Here is a 20,738-nt window from a genome sequence, read left to right as displayed (position 1 = left end):
TCAAACTCGCTTGACGATGTGCCGGCCGAACAGGCCGGCGGGTTTGACGACCAGGACGGAGATGATCAGCGCGAGCGCGATCGGGAGCTTCAGCTCGTTGCCGACGCCGGGGATGTAGGTGCCGGCGAGGTTCTCGAAGACGCCGACCAGGAAGCCGCCAACCACGGCACCGAACGGGCTGGAGAGCCCGCCGAGCACCGCCGCGGCAAAGCCGTAGATCAAGACGCCGCCCATCATGTTGGGCTCCAGGAACACCACCGGTGCGATCAGCATGCCGGCGATCGAGCCGATCGCGGTCGCCATGCCCCAGCCGAGCGCGATCATCCAGCTCGTGTTGATGCCGACGAGGCGGGCCGATTCAGGCACCGACGCGGCGGCGCGCATCGCAAGACCGATCCGCGTATACTGGAAGAAGAAGTAAAGGCCGAGCAGCAGCAGCACGGTGACGCCGATCATGCCGGCCTGGTGGGTCGAGATCAGCTGGCTGCCCAGGAACGGCGCGGAGCCGAACGGGGTCGGATATTGCTTGATGGTGAAGTCCCAGATCAGGCCGGCCGACGAGTTGATGATCGCGAACAGCGCGATGAAGCCGGCGACGTTGGTCAGCACCGGCGCCTTCGCAAGCGGCTTGAACAGGATACGTTCGATCGCGATGCCGGCGACGAAGGAGAATGCCAGCGTGATCAGGAAGGCGGCCCAATAGGACACACCCCACTGCATCAGCTGCCAGGAGATGAAGGTCGAGAACATCGCCATCTCGCCTTGCGCGAAGTTGAGATGGTCGATGGCCTGGTAGATCATGACCACGGCGAGCGCCATGCAGGCATAGATCGCGCCCGTGGCGATGCCGGCCAGGACCTGGTTGGTGAACAGCTCCATTGTCCCGGCTCCCTCAGTAACCCAGATAGGATTTGCGGATTTCTTCGTTGTTCGCGATGTCCTTGGCGTTGCCCGACATCACGATGCGCCCGGTCTCGATCACATAGGCCTGGTCGGCGAGCTCGAGCGCGAGCTGGGCGTTCTGCTCGACCACCAGGATCGATACCTTGTCCTCGCGGTTGATCTTGCCGAGGATGCCGAACAGGTCGCGCACGACCAGCGGTGCGAGGCCGAAGGACGGCTCGTCCAGCAGCATCAGCCGCGGCCGCAGCATCAGGGCGCGGGCGACCGCGAGCATCTGCTGCTCGCCGCCGGACAGCGTGCCGGCCTGCTGGGTGTGGCGCTGCTTGAGCACCGGGAAATGCGCGTACATGCGCTCGATGTCCGAGACGATGCCGGCGCTGTCCTTCCGAGTGATGGCCCCGAGCTGGAGATTCTCCTCCACCGTCATGGTGGTGAAGGTGCCGCGGCCCTGCGGCACATGGGCGATGCCGAACCGCACGATGCTCTCGGTGGAGCGGTTGTTCAGCGGCTTGCCGTCGAACTCGATGCCGCCGGTCGAGCGCACCATGTTGCAGATCGCGCGCAGCGTGGTGGTCTTGCCAGCGCCGTTGGCGCCCAAGAGCGTGGTCAGGGAGCCTTCGTTAAGGGAGAAGGACAGGCCATGGAGCGCCTGGACCTGGCCGTAATAGGCGCGCAGGTCCTTGACGTTGAGCAGTGTCGTCATTGGTCCTTGCTCCCGAGATAGGCCTTGATGACGTCGGGGTCCGCCTGCACCTGGGCCGGCGTGCCTTCCGCGAGCTTCTTGCCGAAGTTCAGCGCGACGACGTGATCGGCGATCGACATCACGAGCCCCATGTGATGCTCGACCAGCAGCACGGTCATGTGGCGCTCGTCGCGGATGCGGCGAATGAGGTCGCCGAGCACATAGACTTCCTCGTGATTGAGGCCGCCGGCGGGCTCGTCGAGCAGCAGGATCTTCGGATCGGCTGCGAGCGCGCGCGCCAGCTCCACGCGCTTCTGCGTGCCGAAGGGCAGGCCGGACACGACGGTATGGGCGACGTCCTCGAGGTCGAGATAGGCCAGGATCTCGTGCACCTTCTTGTTCACGTCTGTCTCGCTGCGGCGAATCCAGGCCAGGCGTAGCGAGTCGCTGATGATGTCGCTGGAGGTTCGGGCGTGCGTTCCGACGCGGACGTTGTCCATTACCGACAGGTTCGGAAACAGCGCCACGTTCTGGAAGGTGCGGCCGATGCCGATCTCGGCGATCCGGTGCGGCGGCCGCGACAGGATGCTCACGCCTTCCATCAGGATGTCGCCGGACGAGGGCTGATAGAGCCGGGAAAGGCAATTGAAGAGCGTGGTCTTGCCGGCGCCGTTGGGGCCGATGAGCCCAAGGATCTGGCCCTTGTGCATGTCGAAGGACACGCCGTTGAGCGCGATGATGCCGCCGAACACGACGCTGACGTCGCGAACCGCGAGCAGGGGCGATGTCCCCTGCGCGAGCTGTGCCTGCGTCATCTCGTCTCGCCCTTGTCGCTCGGCGAACTGGTGGGCGGCCACGCTCCGCAACGGCGGCTATCCGATCCCCTCCGCTTCTCGCGCACCTTTCCCTCCTGATTGTGTCATTGTTCTTTCGGGACTTGACGCCGCAAACTTGCGCATCGCCTCCAATTCCGCGGCTGCTCTACAGAGCAATCAACGTGTTTCGACGTTCAGCTCAAGGTCGCAAAGGCAGACCGATCGAAAGCCATCAGCTCGTCGCCTCGTCCGTCGCGCACCTTCAAGAGCCATTGCGGATCCTGAAGTAGCGCCCGGCCAACGGCCACGAGATCGAATTCCTCTCGGTCCAAACGACGGATCAGTTCGTCCAAGGATGCCGGTCGCGAACTCTCGCCGCCGTACGCGGCAATGAACTCACCCGTCAGTCCCACTGAGCCGACCGAAATCGTCGGCAGCCCGGTCACCTTTTTCGCCCACCCGGCGAAATTCAGATCCGAGCCCTCGAATTCCGCCTCCCAGAAGCGCCGCTGCGAGCAATGAAGAATGTCAACGCCGGCTTCGCGCAGAGGCACCAACCACGCCTCCAATTCGCGCGGCGTTCTGGCGAGCTTTACGGCGAAGTCCTGCTGCTTCCACTGGCTGATCCGAAGCAATATCGGAAACTCCGGGCCGACCGATTTACGCACCGCGCGCACTATATCGGCGGCAAAACGCGCTCGCCCGGGTAGATCTCTGCCACCATACGCATCTTCTCTGCGATTGGTCCCTTCCCAGAAAAACTGGTCGATCAGATAGCCGTGCGCTCCATGCAGCTCGACAGCATCGAAATTCGAACACTTGGCGGCAAGAGCGGCATCCGCGAAAGCCCGAATGGCGTCCGCTACATCCGCATCGCTCATCGGAACGCCCAGATTCTTCTCAGGTCGCGAAAGACCCGAAGGGCTGTCGTAGGCGCCTGGAGGCTGCCAGTTTTTCTCGCGCGTGCGGACGGCGCCGACGTGCCAAAGCTGGGGCGCCATCAGTCCGCCGGCCCCATGCACTTCGTCCACGACGCGACGCCAGCCGGCGAGTTCCTGTACGCCGTGAAACCGAGGGACGTTCGGGTCGTTCAAAGAAGCGGGGCGATCAACCCCCGTGCCCTCCGAAATGATAAGTCCGACCCCGCCTTCGGCCCGGCGGCGGTAATACTGCGCTACGTCTGCGGTAACAATGCCATTTGGAGAGAACGAGCGGGTCATCGGCGCCATAACGACGCGATTTGGCAGGTTCAGGCCTTTATAGGTGAACGGCCGAAAAAGAACGTCGATCGCCATTTGCGCTCCAGACTCGCTCTAACCCAGCGACGTTCGGTGCGAGCCATTGATCTCGCGGTTGCGATTCGGAGTACGCCCATCGACGATCATCACCTTCCCCCCGCTTCGGCGAATTCTTGGATGGCTCGTTTTTGGGGAGTGCTTACAACTCCCCACGAGCTTTGCTCCAGCGAATTCAGCGGAGCCAAGCTTCTATATAGTTCTAAATAAGAACCGTCAATGATACTACTTAAAGCGATCAGCTATGGACGTAGCCTGCAGGCAATATGCCGCAGTTCCTTTTGGGAATTTTTATGATCGAGGCCGACTTCTCTTCCAGTGATTTCAACCACGCTGGTCGGGGCGTGCGGCGCCTCACGAACCTGTCGGCGGCGCTCTTCGAAACTACCTGCGCGAACGCGGGTCGTCGCCCGTCAGGTGTCCATTATTCTCTTCATCGTAGCCCTTTGCATTGATCGCGGCGTCAAACGATTTGAAAAGGCAGCCATCTTGTTCGACAGACCGGCGATCACCGTGGCCTTTCCTTGCATGAGCGCCCGAATACCGCTCGCGGCGACCGGACGCGGCTTCATGGTGAGGAGGCGCAGCAAGCTCGATGCGGTTGCGCCGGCTGCCGCATCGAAGCCTGTCGCGGTGTGTCCTGGGCAGAGACTGGTCACGACCACACCGTGCGAACGGAGTTCGTCATGCAGAGCCTCGCCAAAGGCCAGCACGTAAGCCTTGGTCGCTGCATAGGCCGCGTAGCTGGGAACGGCCTGGAAGGCCAGAAGGCTGGCGATGAGAAGGATATGTCCGGATCGCCGCTGAGCCATGTCGCGGCCGAAAAGATGCGTCAGCTCTGTGAGCGTCGTGATGTTGAGCTGGATCATGTTCGCGGTCTGCTCGATCGGCGTGTCCAAAAAATCGCCGTGCAAGCCGAATCCGGCATTGTTCACCAGGATGTCGATCGTCACCGATCTCGCGTCGAGACTGCTTTTCAGGCGGCTGGCCGCGCCCGGCGCGGCAAGATTGATCGCCTCGACCAGCACATCCACCCCGTATTTGCTGCGGAGATCGGAGGCAAGCTTTTCCATCGGCTCTCGCCGTCGAGCCGCCAACACGAGATTGACCTTCTGCGCTGCCAGGATATCTGCGAACTCGAGGCCGAGGCCACTCGAGGCCCCCGTGATCAGCGCCCATTTTCCGCCGAAACTATTCGTTGCTATGTCCGACATCGTTCTCTTCTCGTCTATTTGGAGTCAGCGAATGGGGCTCGGGCACATTCTCAATCCGAACACCGGCCGATCCTTTTCAAGTGGCAGCGGCGTCTCGAACCTGTTTCGCCGCCGCATCCAGAACGGCCTGAGCCAGATCAGGGTCGTTGATCACTCGCGATAGCGTCACCGCGCCAACCATCGTCGCGAGAATGGCCATGGCCTTGCTGCGCGAGGCCTCGTCGCCAGCCCCGGCGAGAAACCGATCGAGCACGTCGAGATGCGCTTTGATTCCTGCTTCGAATTCCGCCTTCACCTCCGGGCCCTGTCGAGCGGCATCCGAACCAAGTGCCACGATCGGGCAGCCGTCCATCTTCTCTCCGCGATGGTCGCCACTGAGGTAGAATGCAATCACTGCGCCGAGTGGATCGTCAGGATGTGCCGCGGCCGCGTCTGACCATCGGCCGGATGCGCTTTCCAGTGCGCGCCTGGACGCCTCCACCGCCAGATCCTCTTTCGATGCGAACTGCTTGTAGAAGGCGCCTTGGGTTAGCCCGGCCCCCTTCATCAGATCTTTTAGGCCGATGCCATCAAAGCCGCGCTCCCTGAAGAGGCGGCTGGCCACATTGATGACGGTTTGGCGGTTCTCGGCCGCCTGGGTGCGACTCACTCGCATCGCGGGTCTCCATTTGGATTTCGTCCGACTTCTATACCCAGTATAGAGTTCAACTGCAATCTATCAATCCACCCGACCGGATTTTGCGTGCCTAGGGCCCAAATACCCCGGCTTTGGCAATCACGCTCCCGTGATAAGCCCTAATTTAGATTGCGATCGAAATCTAATCTCTTTATAGAAATCACATGCAATCTAAATTTCGAAAGGAGACGGTCATGAAAAGGGGTGTTGCGGTGCTCGCCGGTATTCTGGTCCCAGCAGGGGTGGCGACCTTCGTTGCTCTTGCGATCCCCGCCCATGAAGCCTCCGCGGTCATCGATCCCAGGCAGGAGCCCCCGATGGTCCGTCTGGTGACGGCCGCGCGTGTCAGCGGATCTGAACGTGGGTTCACGGGGACCGTCGGCGCGCGGGTGGAAAGCAATCTCGGTTTTCGCGTCGCCGGGAAGATCGTCGAACGACTCGTGAATGTCGGCGAGCAGGTCAAAGCCGGGCAGCCGCTGATGCGGATCGACGAAACCGATCTCCGCCTGGCAGTCGCAGCGAAGCGCAATGCGGTCGCCGCAGCGCGTGCAGTCGTCGTTCAGACCGACGCCGACGAGCGGCGCTACGCCAATCTGGTGAACGACGGATGGACGTCGAAGCAACGCTACGAGCAGGCGAAGGCCGCATCGGATACTGCCAAGGCGCAGCTTGCCGCAGCGGAAGCCGAAGCAGGGGTCGCCGAGAACCAGGCGACCTATTCCGTCCTGGTGGCGGACGCGGACGGAACGGTCACCCAAACGCTCGGTGAGCCCGGCCAAGTCGTCGCCGCCGGCCAGGCGGTGGTTCGGCTGGCACAGTCCGGTCCTCGTGAAGCTGTGGTCGCGCTTCCCGAAACGACCCGGCCGGCGATCGGATCGCTCGCCGAGGCAAGCCTCTACGGGAGCGACGGGCGCCGCTTTACCGCGCATCTGCGCCAGTTATCGGATTCTGCCGATCCCCAGACCCGCACTTATGAGGCCCGCTACGTGCTCGATGGGGACGCCGCGGCGGCCCCCCTCGGCGCGACGGTCACCATTCGGCTTGCAAGCCAGGATCATCAGCCGGAAGTCCAGGTGCCGCTCGGAGCCGTGCTCGATGACGGCAGAACGACCGGCGTTTGGGTCTTCGACGGCGCGACCTCGACCGTACGCTTGCAGCCCGTCAAGCTTCTGCGCGTGACCAGCGAGACGGCCGTTATCTCCGGATCGAAGTCCGGCGACCAGATCGTTTCCCTAGGGGCTCATCTGCTGCACGAGGGCGCTCGCGTCAGGACCGCGTCGGAAACCAGGAGCAACTGATGCGCTTCAATCTCTCCGCCCTGGCCGTTCGCGAACGGGCCGTCACCCTGTTCTTCATCCTCCTGCTGGCAGCTGCGGGCGCCTATGCCTTCTTCATGCTCGGGCGGGCCGAGGACCCATCCTTCACCATCAAGACCCTGACGGTCACCACGGTATGGCCGGGTGCGACGGCGCGCGAGATGCAAGACCAGGTTGCCGAACCGCTGGAGAAGCGGATTCAGGAGCTGACCTGGTATGACCGGGTGGAGACGACCACGCGGCCGGGTTATGCGTACATGACGGTGACGCTGAAGGATAGCACGCCGCCATCGAGCGTGCAGGAGGAGTTCTACCAGGCCCGCAAGAAGCTGGGAGATGAAGCCCGCAAGCTGCCCTCTGGCGTGCTCGGCCCCTTCGTCAACGACGAATATTCGGATGTGAGCTTCGCCCTCTATGCCCTGAAGGCCAAGGGCATGCCGATGCGCGAGCTCGCCAGGCAAGCCGAGATCATCCGTCAGGACCTCCTGCACGTGCCCGGCGTCAAGAAGATCAACATCCTCGGCGAACGTCCCGAACAAATATTCGTCGAGTTTTCCTATGCCAAGCTGGCAACTCTCGGTGTGTCGGCAACGGATATCGTTGCCGCCTTGCAGCGGCAGAACACGGTGACACCGGCAGGCTCGATCGACACCAAAGGACCTCAGGTCTTCATCCGGGTCGATGGCGCTTATGACAGCGTCCAGGCGATCGCCGACACGCCGATCGTCGCTGCCGGGCGGACGCTGAAGCTGGCCGATATTGCCGAGGTCCGCCGCGGCTACGAGGATCCACCCACCTACATCATCAGGCACCAGGGCGAGCCCACCATCATGCTCGCGGCGGTGATGCAGGAGGGCTGGAATGGTCTGGCCCTCGGCAAGGCGCTGGAGGAGAGGTCCGCAGCGATCGCCGGGACATTGCCGCTCGGAATGACTCTGGCAAAGGTCAGCGATCAGGCCGTCAACATCACCTCGGCGGTCGACGAATTCATGATGAAGTTTGCGATGGCGCTCGGCGTGGTGCTGCTGGTCAGCCTGCTGAGCCTCGGCTGGCGTGTCGGCATCGTCGTCGCGGCGGCCGTCCCTCTGACGCTCGCCGTCGTGTTCCTGATCATGCTCGAGACCGGCCGGTTCTTCGACCGCATCACGCTCGGCGCCCTCATCCTGGCGCTTGGTCTTCTCGTCGATGACGCCATCATCGCCATCGAGGTGATGGTGGTGAAAATGGAAGAGGGCATGGACCGCATCTCGGCGGCGGCCTATGCGTGGAGCCACACCGCGGCGCCGATGCTGTCAGGAACGCTCGTGACGATCGCTGGCTTCCTGCCGGTGGGTTTTGCGCGCTCAACCGCAGGCGAATACGCCGGAAACATCTTCTGGGTCGTGGGTTTCGCCCTCATCGTCTCCTGGATCGTCGCGGTGATCTTCACGCCCTATCTTGGCGTCAAGATGCTGCCCGCGATCAAGCCGGTCGAGGGCGGTCATCACGCGATCTACGGCACACCCAACTATCAGCGCCTGCGAGGACTCATCACCCTCGCCGTCCGCCACAAGTTCCTGACCTGCAGCATCGTCGCCGTGGCCTTCGCGCTTTCCGTCGTCGGCATGGGTGGCGTCAAGCAGCAATTCTTCCCGACCTCCGATCGCCCGGAAGTGCTGGTGGAAGTTCGCCTGCCGGAAGGCACCAGCATCGAGACGACGACGGCCGCCGTCGAGAAGCTCGAGGGTTGGCTGCACGATCAACCCGAGGCCAAGATTATCACGAGCTATATCGGTCAGGGTGCGCCGCGCTTCTTCTTCGCGATGGCGCCCGAGCTGCCCGATCCGGCCTTCGCAAAGATCGTCGTCCTGACGCCTGACGCAGAGGCGCGCGAGGCTTTGAAGCACCGGCTCCGACAAACCGTGTCGCAGGGCCTTGCACCCGAGGCCAATGTGCGCGTCACCCAACTTGTGTTCGGACCTTACACGCCTTTCCCGGTGGAGTTCCGGATCATGGGGCCGGATCCCGCTCAATTGTATGCCATCTCTCAGAAGGCTCTCGAGGTCATGCGTGGCGTTCACGACGCGCGGCAGGCAAATCGGGATTGGGGCGATCGTACCCCCGTGCTCCGCTTCATCCCAGATCAGGATCGCCTAAACCTGATCGGCCTTTCGCCGGCCGAGGTGGGCCGTCAACTCCAATTCCTGCTCACCGGCATCGCCGTGACGCAGGTTCGCGAGGACATCCGCAATGTCCCGATCGTAGCGCGCAGCGCCGGCGGCGAACGGCTCGATCCGGCGCGTCTGGCGGATTTCTCATTGATGAGCAGGGACGGCCGCGCGATTCCGCTCGACCAGGTCGGCCATTCGGAAATCCGGCTCGAAGAGCCGATCATGAAGCGGCGCGATCGCACGCCGGTCGTCACCATTCGCTCGGATATCAATGAGGCGACCCAACCCCCGGAGGTCTCCAAGGAGATCAAGACGGCCCTCCAACCGCTGATCGCATCCCTTCCGGCCGGCTATCGTATCGAGCTGGGCGGATCGATCGAGGAAGCAACTAAGGCCAACGATGCGCTGGCGACGATCTTCCCCGCCATGATCGCCGCGATGCTGATCGTCGTCATGCTGCAGGTGCGGTCCTTCTCGACGATGGCGATGGTCGTCCTGACAGGACCGCTCGGCCTCGTTGGGGTCGTGCCGGCATTGCTCCTCTTCAATCAGCCGTTCGGGTTCAACGCGATCCTGGGCCTGATCGGACTGGCCGGCATTCTGATGCGCAACACTCTGATCCTGACCGAACAGATCAAGGAGAATCTTGCCGCCGGACTCGACGACTATCACGCCGTCATCGAGGCCACCGTGCAACGCACCAGGCCGGTGATCCTCACCGCGCTTGCTGCCGTGCTGGCCTTCATCCCGCTCACGCACTCCGTCTTCTGGGGATCGATGGCCTACACGCTGATCGGCGGCACCGCGGTCGGAACGGTACTGATCCTGCTGTTCCTTCCCGCGCTCTATGCCACCTGGTTCCGGATCAAGCCGACCGCAGACGGGACGCATGCGGATACGACGGAAGAAGCGCAAGTACGCAACATGAATGATGCACACTCCGCAACCGCTTCCGAAAACGCGCTGTCGCCCATCGTCCAAGAACAGATGACAGCCTGAGTGCAGGAGACGACCTTGAGCAAGCTATTCACCCTCCTCTCGATTGTCTTTGCAGGCCTCGCTGGCGCAGACTACTTGAGCGTTGCACCGGCAGCCTCAACAAATGCCTACGGATACTGTCTTCAGGACTATTCGTCAGACATGCGGAAATGCCACTTCGATACGCTCGAGCAGTGCATCGTCCTCATCTCTGGTCGCGGTGGGAGCTGCGCTCGCAGCCCCTCCTCGGCCGTAGAAGCCGCGATGGCGACGAACTGACCAAAGCTGCCCGCTACATGTTCTGTCCGAGCGAGGCTTCCTCGAAGCGTAGCTGGGCTGATCGACCGTCCGCATCACGCGTCCGAACGTGATCCTCCCGGCAGGATCACGCTGCCGATTCAGAGGTGAAAATGCTGGAAATGCAATTCCCTGACTGCCCTCGGAAGCGCACGATCCCCAGCTCGGGTGGTGTGGCTCGCGACTAAACAAGCTGGCCTCGTGCCGGTGCCAGAAAAGATGGCCGTTGCACCCCGTAACTATTAATACTAAAGTGACTCACATTAAAAACGACGAGGGGAAACAAATGCGCAAGGTTGGGATACATAACTTTCCGGACATCGATCGTGTGGTTTACGGCAAGCCTGCAGCCGAGGCTTTGAATGATGAAGCGGTTCGGCTGAATGCCAATCGCGTTTTCCTCTTGGTCAGCCGTACCTTGAATACGAAGACCGACGAGATCGAAAAGATTCGCCGAGCGCTCGGCAACAAGCATGTGGCGACCTTCGATGGAATCGCGCAGCACACGACCCGGAAACAGGCCGCCGAGGTCGCCCGTCAAGCAAAGGAGGCGCAGGCTGATCTGGTGGTTGCCGTCGGCGGAGGCTCTGCGGTCGACCTCGCGAAGATCGTCATCATGGCCATGGAACATGACATTTTCGATGAGGCAGGCTTCGACCCGTTCGTTATGGGGCCTGGCGTGCCCTTCTCTCCATTCCGTGCGCCCACAGTGCGGCAGATCGCAGTCCCGTCCACGCTGAATGGCGGCGAATACAATGCCGGTGCGCTCGTCACGGACGAGCGCACCAAGCTGAAGCAGATATTCTTCCACCCACAGATGTCACCCGTGGCGGTCATTCTGGATCCCGACCTGAGCCTCCACACGCCCATGAACCTATGGATGGGATCCGGGACACGCTCGATGGATCACGGCATCGAAGCCCTATGCTCGCCAGCGGGCACGCCACTAGCCGATGAAGTGGTCTTGGCGGGCATCTGTCTTTTGCGCGAGGGTATGCTCCGCACCTTGCAAGAACCGAATGACATGGAAGCGCGACGCCAATCGCAACAAGGCTCATGGCTCGCCGCCTTCGGTCTGCAGGCACGCGTTCCGATGGGGGCAAGCCACGGCATCGGACACGTGCTTGGCGGCACTTTCGATGTTCCTCACTATTACTGCACGCCCGTCATCATGCCGAGTCTTCTTCGGTACAATAAGGCTTTTACAGAGGGTGCGCAGAAGCGCCTGGCGGCAGCCCTCGGCAGCCCTGATATGGAAGCTGGAGATGCTTTTGCTGGTTTCGTCAAGGCCCTTGGACTACCTACCCGTCTAGCTGACGTCGGCGTGGGCGAAGACAAGTTCGAGAAGATCAGCAAGATCGCGATCAATCATCGCTTCGTTCAAGCCAATCCGCGGCCGTTCAAGAGCGAAGCCGATATCGTCGATCTGCTGCGAATGGCCGCCTAACCGGCCCGGCTTGCGCGACCTCCAGAGCTGCGTTGCGCGGGATCGGCAGAGGGTTGGCTTGCGTCGGTTTGATGCAAGCCTCCTGCAGATGGCGATCTCGCGTGCCCCTTGCGCTTCTCTGCCCCTTGAAGACGGAGTGAAAGTCAAGATGACTGCTCTCGCTGATTTGTTTCCCGGATTTGAGTCGGTGTATGCCGAAACAAGTTCGGGACGCATCTTTGCGCGGGTTGGCGGCAAAGGGCCGCCACTTCTCCTGTTGCATGGTTTCCCTCAAACCCATGTAATGTGGCATCACCTTGCACCGGCACTCGCCGAACGGTTTTCACTCGTGATCGCCGACCTTCCGGGATACGGCGCGTCAGACGTTCCCGAGACCGACACGGACCACACGCCTTACACGAAACGGGCAATGGCCCGAACGATGGTCGAGGTGATGGAAAGTCTCGGCCACTCCCGCTTCTCTTTAGTCGGCCACGACCGGGGAGGACGTGTCGGCTATCGTCTGGCGCTCGATCATCCCGAACGCCTTTCGCGACTTATCGTCCTCGACATATTGCCCACCTACAATTACTGGACGAATCTTAGCCGTCTTTCGACGCTTCGCATTTATCATTGGACGTTTCTCGCTCAGCCTCATCCTATACCCGAGACGCTGATCTCGCGAGACCCGGACGGATTCTTCGGCCCCGTATTCGCGGAGAGCTTTGATTCCCGGGCAGTGGAACACTATCTCAGCGCGTTGCGCGATCCCGAACGGGTGCATGGCCTCTGCGAAGACTACCGCGCCGGCGCCTACGCAGACTTCGACCATGACAAGAGCGATCTTGATGCCGGGCGGAAGATCACAACGCCCCTTCATGTCATCTGGGGAAGCAGCGGCATCGCCGCTTCAGGCGCCCTACCGTTGATCGTCTGGAAACATTGGGCGACGCAGGTTACCGGAGAAGCCGTCGAGGCGGGGCATTTCATGTGCGAGGAAGCTCCAGATGCTACGGGGAGAGCTATCCTGAAATTCCTCGCTGGCTAATCAGGCGACCGGCAGCAGCGCGGATGGCCGAAGATCGGCGATACCAGGATATCCGTCCACTGCCATCAGCAAGTCCGCCTCCGCCAGAATGCATCGCAGCACGTGAACGATCCCCTCGACGCCGTCGAGTGCGAGTCCGTAGGCATACGGCCGGCCGACCCCAACAGCCGTCGCGCCCAAGGCCAGAGCCTTCACAACATCGGTGCCTGAACGAATTCCCGAGTCAAAAAGAACGGGCGTGTTGCCGGAGGCTCTGACAATGCCGGGCAGCAGATCCACCGCCGCGATGCCGCCGTTGGCTTGGCGGCCGCCGTGGTTCGAACAATAGATGCCATCGACGCCACCGTCGATGGCACGTCGCGCGTCGTCGGGATGACAAATGCCCTTCACGACCAACGGCAGCTTCGTCAACGAGCGCAACCAGGGAAGGTCGTCCCAGGTCAGAGGATGTCCGAAGATCGTCCCCCACTTCATGATGGCAGCGGCAACATCGCTCTCGGGCGGCTTTGCGAGACTGGCGCGAAATACAGGGTCCGAGAAATAGTTAGCGAGGGCATGCCCGCGCAGCTGAGGGAAATTGGCCTGATTGAGATCCCGTGGACGCCAGCCGGTCACCCACGTGTCCAACGTCACAACAATCCCCTTAAAGCCGGCGGCTTCCGCCCGGTGAACCAGGCTCTCGGCAAGCGCACGATCGGTCGGCGTATAGAGCTGAAAGAAGCCCGGCGTCTCGCCGAACTCCGAAGCAACCTGTTCGAGCGGAGCGTTGCTCAGAGTCGACGCAATCATGGGCACGCCGAGCTTGCGTGCGGCCGCTGCCGTCGCAATGTCACCGCGTCCATCCGGCGCGCACAAGCCAATGACGCCGATCGGGCACAAGAATAACGGTGTGGGAAGCCGCATTCCAAAGAGGTTGACCGACATATCGCGCTGCGCAGCGCCTACGAACATGCGTGGGATCAACCCCCAGCGTTCAAATGCGGAAACGTTGAGATTCTGGGTATGCTCGTTCCCGCAGCCACCCGCCACATAGGATACGACCCACGGCGGCATTGCGGCGTGAGCCCGTGACTCGAGATCACGAAAATCGACCGGAAGCTTCGGCAACACCCCGTGCAAGCCCGAACGATAGATCTCAAACTGGTAGCCGCCATAATCAACCACGCCGACCTCCCTTGCGGTGTCATTTTGCAGAATGCCGCTGCGGATGCTCGCGAGCCTGACGCGCCTCATACGACTTCACATGGGCATAGGCGGTCCTGAGGAGCATCGGGGCCTCGCCTGTACCGACGCGACCGAGCAGATCACCGAGAATATGATCGCCCTCGGTCGGTGCTCCTCGCTCGATATCGCGTGCCATGGATGCCATGAGCGGAGAGCCCGGCATCGTGAGAATGGAACGCACGCGCTCGATATAGGCCGGACGCGGTTCAAACCCCTGCTTGGCTGCGATTGCGCTGGCTTCGTCAAGCAACCCGATCACCACGTCGGATGCGCCGGCAGCTACGATGTCCCCCATCGAGGCGCGCATCAAGCAGGTCGCGCCGGCGATGGTGGCGATCATCACCCACTTCTCCCACATGCCCTGCAGAATGTCGTCGCTGAGCTCGGCGTCGAAACCGGCACCCGACAAAGCACCGGCGATATCGGCGCGACGTTCAGATCGCGTCCTGCTCTGCTCGCCAAAACTCAGCGTGTGCAGATCCGTCATGTGCAGAATCTCGCCGTCGGCAGAAAGCGCCGCTGAGATGGCACACTGGCCGCCGAACACGTTCTTTTCACCGAACGGGGCATTCAGTACGTCGAGATGACGCAAGCCATTCAACAGAGGTATGATGACCGAGTTCTTGCCAACCGCCGAAGCAAACGACTCGATCGCGCCGTCAAGGTCGTAGGCTTTGCAGCTCACAATGATGAGGTCATATGAACCATTCAGCTGGTCAGACGTGACGGTCGGCGGGCATGCCAGGTGCAGATCGCCAAGCTTGCTCTTGACCACCAGCCCGCCTTTCGCGAGCGCCTCCGCGCGTTTAGGCCGCACCAGGAACGTGACGTCGCGCCCTGCCGCCAGAAGCCTCGCGCCGAAATATCCGCCCAGGGCGCCGGCTCCGATTACCAGTATCCGCAAGATCCATCTCCTCTTTGACGTGAAAGATCGTCGTCCCCTGCCGAAGGAGCGACCCGAGCGTCTGGCTCCGCAGCGCGATAGCAGCGCCTCAGTGACCATCCCCTTGCCGACAGGCGCGCCTAGTCCGCGGCGCTGACGAGCTTCCCAAAGGGAACCCAGCTTTTCCCGTCGAAGCTCTCGAGCTGAAGCGAGGTCCACGCCTGGTTATTGTTCACGCCGGTATTGACGGCGCTGCCGGGGAGCGCCATGGAAGGCGAGAAGTTCCTCAAATTCAGTGCCTGCTTCATGATGTTGTCGCGCGTCAGATCATCGCCGCACTGCTGGAGGATCTTCTCGAGGATTTCGCCCTGGACGATACCGGCAATGTAAAGCGTCTCTGCGACATCGCCGCCTGGAACGTATTTGGCGAGAAGCGCACGATAGCCCTTTACCTTGGGATCGTGCTCCCAGGTCGGATCCATCGGATCTTTCAGGAACGTGCTTGATACCACTCCCTTGGCGTTATCGAGGCCTGCCGCCGAAAGCGTACCCGCTACGGACGTGGTTGAATTGACAATAACGGTCAGAGGATTCCAGCCGATTTCACGGCTTCTACGCAGAGCCTGCGCCGTGAATTTCGGCGACCCTGCGATGAAGAACGCTTCTGCTCCCGAGCTCTTGAGCGACACGACCTGAGAATCTACGGTCGGATCGGCCGCTTCATAGGACTTTGCCACGACCAGTTTGCCGAAATCGTCCTTCATGTAGGAGCGGAAAGCGCCGACAAAATCCTTCCCTAGATCATCGTTCTGATAGAGGATGGCGATGCGCGAACCCGGCATCTTTTCAGTTATGAACTTCGCATACACCCTACCCTCGGTATCGTAGCTCGGCAGCCCGGTCGTGGTGTAGGGATACTCGGCATGATTGGTGAATTTGTTCGCGCCTGAGAGAACGAAGAGGTGCGGCACCTTCTTGGTGTTGGCGTATTTCACGTTCGCAGAAATGCTCGCGGTCCCTAGCGGGCTGAACAGAAATGCGACCTCCTCGCTTTCCACCAGCTTGCGGGTCTGTTCGACGGATTTGCTCGGCGAGTATGCATCATCAAGCGCTATCAGCTTGATCTTGCGGCCGTTAACGCCTCCCTTGTCATTGATGAACTCGACATAGGCAATTAATGCCTTGCCTACATTACCGAGGGCCGAGGCAGGACCACTGAAAGGGAACGTCGCGCCGACCCTGATCTCCGTTGCGGTAACCCCGACTGGATCTTCGGCCTTTGCCTTCTGCGCAAACGACACCGGCGCGACTGCAATCATCAGCATCACGAGAACGATTCTCTTCCACATCGATACTTCCCCACACTGAGACGCTTTCGGCGTCAAATGGCGTTTCCGTTCTACGTCCCCGCATCTGACGGCGGGGTTATGCATATATTGAGATCGGCTTTGACTTGTCCTCGCTGTCTTCCGCCAGCCAAGATTCGACGATCCTCTCGCGATGAGCGCCGTCTGATCCTGCGGCGCGAGACGCTGGCCGCCGCCGGCGAACCGCGCCGGTGCCGCTTTTAATCCCTGTAACGCGAACCCCTTGCATCCAGTGCGCGACGATAAGCCTCGAACGAATCTTGCCCAAAGGAGGTCTTTTCGTCGAAGCCCTTAGCAACCTCGCTCTGCATCTGGCGCGTCGTACGACGCAAGATCTCCTCCGACAGAGGACGCCAGCCCTTCCCGAATGCCGCAGCCGCGAGTTGCACCTCGCATGCGCGCTGCAGGATCGTCATGCGGAACAGCGCCTCCGCGGCCGTCCTTCCAGACGTCAGAAGACCGTGATGTCTCAGGATCATGTAGTTTCTGCTGCCGAGCGACTTGACGAGGCGCTCGCGCTCGCCGAGATCTGTCGAGATGCCCTCGAAATCGTGATACGCAATCTGCTCATAGAGCATCGCACCGTAGAAGCTGTGATGCGAGAGCCCCTCTTCCGTGCACGCAACGGCCACGCCGGCCGTCGTGTGCGTGTGGGTGATGAAATGGGCGTCACCGCGCGCGCCGTGGATCGAAGAATGGATCGTGAAACCCGGCGCGTTGACGCGACCCGGCACGTCCACGACTTTCTTGCCATCAAGATCGATTTTGATGAGATTGGAAGCTGTGACTTCGTTGTACGCGAGGCCGAACGAGTTGATCAGAAAGTGCCTATCGGGACCCGGCACCCGAGCCGTGATGTGATTGTAGATGTGCTCGCACCAGCCTAGATCAGAGAACACATGATACAGCGCAGCGAGGTCCTCACGGACCCGCCGCTCTTCCGCAGCCAGAGCATTGTGAATGGTCTTTCCAGGCGACGTCTGGATGTTCATGCGATTCCTCCGAGCAGCGCCTCAATTGAGAAAATCCGGCTGCTCTTTTACGATCTTCGAATACAGCGTCTGGAACTGAAACCACCCTGCCCTGGGCGAACCAAGGATAGCGAAAGCCTGTTTTGCGGATGTTTCAGGAATGACCTTAAGAGCTTGGCCGGTTCGCGCCGCCGCCGCCTCGGCTAGAAGCTGAACCTGGCACGACCGCTCCATCGTGATGAACCACCAGATCGCCTCATCCACGCTCTGCCCGACGGTCAACAAGCCATGGTTCTGCAGGATAGCCGCCTTGTGCGGCCCTAACGCCTTCGCGATTTGCTGGCCTTCGTCCATTTCGACTGCGACGCCACCGTAGTCTTCGTATAGCGCGTGATCGTTGTAGAATGCGCAGGCGTCCTGCGTGATCGGCTCCAGTTTCCGCGCCAGCGTTGAGAACGCCCGGCCATGCGTGGAGTGCGAATGCGCCGCACCGATCGTGTCCGGGCGTGCCGCATGAACGCTTGCGTGAATAGCGAAAGCAGCGGCGTTGACGGGATGGTTGCCCTCGACGACTTCGCCCTTGTGATTGACCCGAATGAGATCCGACGCCTTGATCAAACCGAAGCTCATCCCGAACCCGTTCACCCAGAACGTGTCCGTGAACTCCGGGTCACGCACCGTGATGTGGCCTGCGACACCCTCGTCGAATCCAAACTTCGCAAAAAGCCTGAGCCCGGCAGCCAACCGTTCCTTTCGGTGCTGTCTCTCTTCGGCCAGACTGTTGAAGACCGGGGGCTGGGGCAGCCCCACATTGATCTTCGCTACGGCTCCCGTATGTTGATCTTGCCGCTGGGGTGCGTTCATCATGGTGCCCTCGCCTCCGGTTTCCGCGGGGCGGCCTATCTGGACGCGCCCGGCTTTTGTTCGATGCGATCTGATAACGATCTAGATTGCGCTATCCAGCGTCCGCCGCCTGTCGACTAAACTGGACAGCAAGCCGCAAGAATGACAATTGAAATCGATTGCGGATCGTTGAACTGCGCTCAGCGCAAGACGTCGAATGCACATCAACGCTGCCTCGTTTGTCGCCAGAAGCGAGTTCAATCGATGGACGACCGCCGTAGGTCAGGCTTCTACTGCCACCCCGCCAGAGAACTCCGGGGGCACGTGTTGGTCAGGGAGCGTCGATCGAACGCAACTGGAAGGTCGGCATCTGACCCTTCTTTGAAGGATCCATGAGATAGCCGATCTGACCTTCCGCTACCCAAAGCTTATCGCCGACGCGCGCGACGCCTGTCGGTCCGGCGAATTCCTTGATCGTGTCGATTTGGGCCCGATCCCCGACGATCGTGACTTTCGAAAGCGGACCGGCTCCTTCAACCATCACGAATCCGGTCTTCTCTGCCCTAAGACCGTCCGGAAACTTGATTGGGCGTGATGTTTCAAGCTTCGTGACGGCGCCGGCGACTCCCGATTTAGCTTCGATGCGGAAGAGTTCACCGCTTTGGAAAGTGTTGACGTACAAAGCTCCGTCCGTTCCGAACGCAACCCCATCAAGGCCACCCTTCAGCTTGTCGTCCTGGACCCAGACGTCAAGCTCGGAAGATCCCTTCTTCAAGCGGAGGATCTGTGGCTGCAGAGTATTCGTGACGTAGAGCGCGCCGTCCGGCCCAATCGCGAGATCGTTACAGATCGAGGGCTTCGCGGGCAGTTGGGCGCTGATTTTTCCCTCTCCGGTCTTGAGGTCAAACCCCTTAACGAACGAGCCTTCGATCGTGTTTGGGCCTTTGACGCCAAGCGGGGTGGCGTCGTTCGAACAGACCCAAAGAAGCCCTGATTTCTCGTCGGCGAGAACGCCGAACGTCGATCGCGTATCGAATGTCCCGGGCTTGATCCAGACTTCGGCCTCGGAGGCGCCGGGCTTTGCGCGCGTGATCCCGCCGTTAGTCAAGCTGCTGGCGAAGAGCGTTCCATCCGTTGTCGCTGCCAGACTTTCCGGAAACGGCGATCCAGATGGAATCGCGATCTGCAATCGAGCTTCACTCGCAACCGAGGCTCCGACTATGCCGATAACCGCCGCGACCACCATTCGGGACAGATTTTGAAGGAGATCTGATTTGTTTGCGGACATGCGTTCCTCCAAGCTAGATCGTATGGTCGACGTTCACTTCCGAGGGACTTTGAGCCGCTCCACCCAGGATTCCCGCCTCGCGTGAAGGAGGACAGCTCATTTGCGTCGAGCGCCAGACTCGGATCCTCAGGCGGCCGGCGATGGTGGATCGAAAGCGGCGGCAGATCTCCGTTGAGACAGATCATCCGCCGGGCGCCCGATCTTCGTCACGGCTTCTGTAGTCGAGCGCGCCTCTAGGGGACGTTCGTCCTTCCCCCTCCCTATTCGCTGCGCGGGTTAGCGGCGTGCACAGGCATTCTTCCGACGTCGCTCTGATAGAAGCCTAAATTGCGCTATGGAGCGTCGCTCGCTTCCGCTAAGCTGGCCAGCAAAACAGGCGGAACACAATTGAATTCGATTGCGGATCGTTGAACCAGGCTCACGACAAAATGTCGAATGCACCATCAGCCCTTCCCCCATTGGCGAGCCTGCGCGCATTCGAAGCTCTCGCACGGTCAGGCAGCGTGAAACTTGCCTCCGAAAGCCTGAATCTCACGCCGTCCGCGATCACGCATCAAATTCGTACGCTCGAAGCACATTTCGGGATCCAACTGGTTCAGCGCAACGGCCGGAGTATCGAGCTCACTGAAAACGGAGCAATCTATGCCAGCGCCGTCCTGAGCGCTTTCAACGAGCTATTTCGGGCAAGCGACCTCCTGGAGGATAGAAAGCGCGGCCCTATCGTCCGGGTTAGTGTAACCCCTACGTTCGCGATGCTTGCTGCGCTTCCTCACCTCGAGAGATTCCGCCTCGACAATCCGGGGCTTGATTTGAGACTAGAGGCCAAGAATACACTGGCCGATTTCGAGAGAGACAACATCGATGCCGCGGTCCAATTCGGCGAGCCTCCTTTCGGCAGCCTGACCTATCACAGGCTGCTCAGGTCGCGCGCTGCCCCATGCGCGGACCCGAAGCTATTGGATCGCTTCGCCCCAATTCAGCAACCGAAAGACCTGACGAAACTGCCGTTGATAAAGTTCGCCACGGCGCCGGACCTCTGGCAAAGATGGTTCGAGGAGTACGAGCCGCGGGTCGCCACCAAGGAACCGGACCTCGTCGGCGATAGCCTTTTGACGGCGATACAGATGGCCAGGTCGTCAATGGGCGTCGTGCTGGCGCCTTTTCCTCTGATCGCGCCGCTGGTGAGCAGCGGCGCCTTGACGGTCATGGCGCAATGGGGCTCGAAGAGCATGGCGCTAAGGGACTTCTACTTCACCCATCGGAAGGTCGACGGCTCGTCCGAGAAGATCAAGGCCGTCCACAAATGGCTGAAGGTCGTGGCTAAGGCCTTGGAGACTGAGGCTAGAAAGTTGGGTATCTAAT

Annotated in this window: 18 protein-coding genes; 6 read left to right on the top strand and 12 right to left on the bottom strand. The window is 60.9% G+C overall.

Annotation, left to right across the window (positions count from 1 at the left end):
- The 6 genes from JQ592_RS21690 to JQ592_RS21665 all read right to left on the bottom strand — a co-directional run bounded on the left by JQ592_RS21690 (window position 1) and on the right by JQ592_RS21665 (window position 5,564).
- The gene (locus tag JQ592_RS21690; RefSeq protein WP_211404807.1) at window positions 1-879 is read right to left on the bottom strand and encodes a branched-chain amino acid ABC transporter permease; all 879 of its coding nucleotides are present in this window, start codon (window positions 877-879) and stop codon (window positions 1-3) included.
- Between the two features lie 13 nt (window positions 880-892).
- Window positions 893-1,606 carry an ABC transporter ATP-binding protein gene (locus JQ592_RS21685; RefSeq protein WP_008135694.1) on the bottom strand — a complete coding sequence of 238 codons (714 nt, stop codon included), beginning with the start codon at window positions 1,604-1,606 and terminating at the stop codon, window positions 893-895.
- Complete coding sequence (locus JQ592_RS21680) at window positions 1,603-2,400, bottom strand: ABC transporter ATP-binding protein (RefSeq protein WP_211404806.1); 798 nt, start codon at window positions 2,398-2,400, stop codon at window positions 1,603-1,605. The genes JQ592_RS21685 and JQ592_RS21680 overlap by 4 nt, the downstream gene beginning before the upstream one ends.
- Before the next feature lie 194 nt (window positions 2,401-2,594).
- Window positions 2,595-3,695: an NADH:flavin oxidoreductase gene (locus JQ592_RS21675; RefSeq protein ID WP_211404805.1), complete on the bottom strand. Its 1,101-nt coding sequence runs from the start codon at window positions 3,693-3,695 to the stop codon at window positions 2,595-2,597.
- A gap of 413 nt (window positions 3,696-4,108) precedes the next feature.
- Window positions 4,109-4,909: an SDR family NAD(P)-dependent oxidoreductase gene (locus JQ592_RS21670; RefSeq protein WP_211404804.1), complete on the bottom strand. Its 801-nt coding sequence runs from the start codon at window positions 4,907-4,909 to the stop codon at window positions 4,109-4,111.
- 76 nt (window positions 4,910-4,985) lie between these two features.
- Entirely contained in the window at window positions 4,986-5,564 is a 579-nt protein-coding gene (locus JQ592_RS21665; RefSeq protein WP_211404803.1) for a TetR/AcrR family transcriptional regulator, read from the bottom strand.
- 215 nt (window positions 5,565-5,779) lie between these two features.
- Here JQ592_RS21665 and JQ592_RS21660 point away from each other — a divergent pair, with 215 nt between their 5' ends.
- The 5 genes from JQ592_RS21660 to JQ592_RS21640 all read left to right on the top strand — a co-directional run bounded on the left by JQ592_RS21660 (window position 5,780) and on the right by JQ592_RS21640 (window position 12,800).
- Complete coding sequence (locus JQ592_RS21660; RefSeq protein ID WP_211404874.1) at window positions 5,780-6,883, top strand: efflux RND transporter periplasmic adaptor subunit; 1,104 nt, start codon at window positions 5,780-5,782, stop codon at window positions 6,881-6,883.
- Window positions 6,883-10,050, top strand: coding sequence for an efflux RND transporter permease subunit (locus tag JQ592_RS21655; RefSeq protein WP_246820582.1), 3,168 nt, complete (start codon window positions 6,883-6,885; stop codon window positions 10,048-10,050). Before JQ592_RS21660 ends, JQ592_RS21655 begins: the two co-directional genes overlap by 1 nt.
- Window positions 10,051-10,308, top strand: coding sequence for a DUF3551 domain-containing protein (locus JQ592_RS21650; RefSeq protein WP_349630483.1), 258 nt, complete (start codon window positions 10,051-10,053; stop codon window positions 10,306-10,308).
- A gap of 304 nt (window positions 10,309-10,612) precedes the next feature.
- Window positions 10,613-11,773, top strand: coding sequence for an iron-containing alcohol dehydrogenase (locus JQ592_RS21645; protein ID WP_211404802.1), 1,161 nt, complete (start codon window positions 10,613-10,615; stop codon window positions 11,771-11,773).
- 148 nt (window positions 11,774-11,921) lie between these two features.
- Complete coding sequence (locus JQ592_RS21640; protein ID WP_211404872.1) at window positions 11,922-12,800, top strand: alpha/beta fold hydrolase; 879 nt, start codon at window positions 11,922-11,924, stop codon at window positions 12,798-12,800.
- Here JQ592_RS21640 and JQ592_RS21635 read toward each other — a convergent pair whose 3' ends face one another.
- The 6 genes from JQ592_RS21635 to JQ592_RS21610 form a co-directional block, all read right to left on the bottom strand.
- Complete coding sequence (locus JQ592_RS21635) at window positions 12,801-13,964, bottom strand: lactate 2-monooxygenase (RefSeq protein ID WP_349630482.1); 1,164 nt, start codon at window positions 13,962-13,964, stop codon at window positions 12,801-12,803. It lies immediately after the preceding gene.
- 19 nt (window positions 13,965-13,983) lie between these two features.
- Window positions 13,984-14,928: a ketopantoate reductase family protein gene (locus tag JQ592_RS21630; protein WP_211404800.1), complete on the bottom strand. Its 945-nt coding sequence runs from the start codon at window positions 14,926-14,928 to the stop codon at window positions 13,984-13,986.
- 119 nt (window positions 14,929-15,047) lie between these two features.
- Complete coding sequence (locus tag JQ592_RS21625; RefSeq protein WP_211404799.1) at window positions 15,048-16,256, bottom strand: ABC transporter substrate-binding protein; 1,209 nt, start codon at window positions 16,254-16,256, stop codon at window positions 15,048-15,050.
- A 218-nt stretch (window positions 16,257-16,474) separates the two neighbouring features.
- On the bottom strand, window positions 16,475-17,266 hold the full coding sequence (locus JQ592_RS21620) for a class II aldolase/adducin family protein (RefSeq protein ID WP_246820581.1): 792 nt from the start codon (window positions 17,264-17,266) through the stop codon (window positions 16,475-16,477).
- Window positions 17,267-17,287: 21 nt separating this feature from the next.
- On the bottom strand, window positions 17,288-18,112 hold the full coding sequence (locus JQ592_RS21615; protein ID WP_246820580.1) for a class II aldolase/adducin family protein: 825 nt from the start codon (window positions 18,110-18,112) through the stop codon (window positions 17,288-17,290).
- 307 nt (window positions 18,113-18,419) lie between these two features.
- Entirely contained in the window at window positions 18,420-19,376 is a 957-nt protein-coding gene (locus tag JQ592_RS21610; protein ID WP_246820579.1) for a hypothetical protein, read from the bottom strand.
- 428 nt (window positions 19,377-19,804) lie between these two features.
- Here JQ592_RS21610 and JQ592_RS21605 point away from each other — a divergent pair, with 428 nt between their 5' ends.
- A complete protein-coding gene (locus JQ592_RS21605) occupies window positions 19,805-20,737 on the top strand; it encodes a LysR substrate-binding domain-containing protein (protein ID WP_211404798.1) in 933 nt (310 codons plus the stop codon).
- The last annotated feature ends 1 nt before the right edge of the window (window position 20,738 follow it).

It is taken from the genome of Bradyrhizobium iriomotense (assembly GCF_018129405.1).
In the GTDB taxonomy this organism is placed as follows: domain Bacteria; phylum Pseudomonadota; class Alphaproteobacteria; order Rhizobiales; family Xanthobacteraceae; genus Bradyrhizobium; species Bradyrhizobium iriomotense_B.
This window is presented reverse-complemented; position numbering and strand designations above follow the sequence as displayed.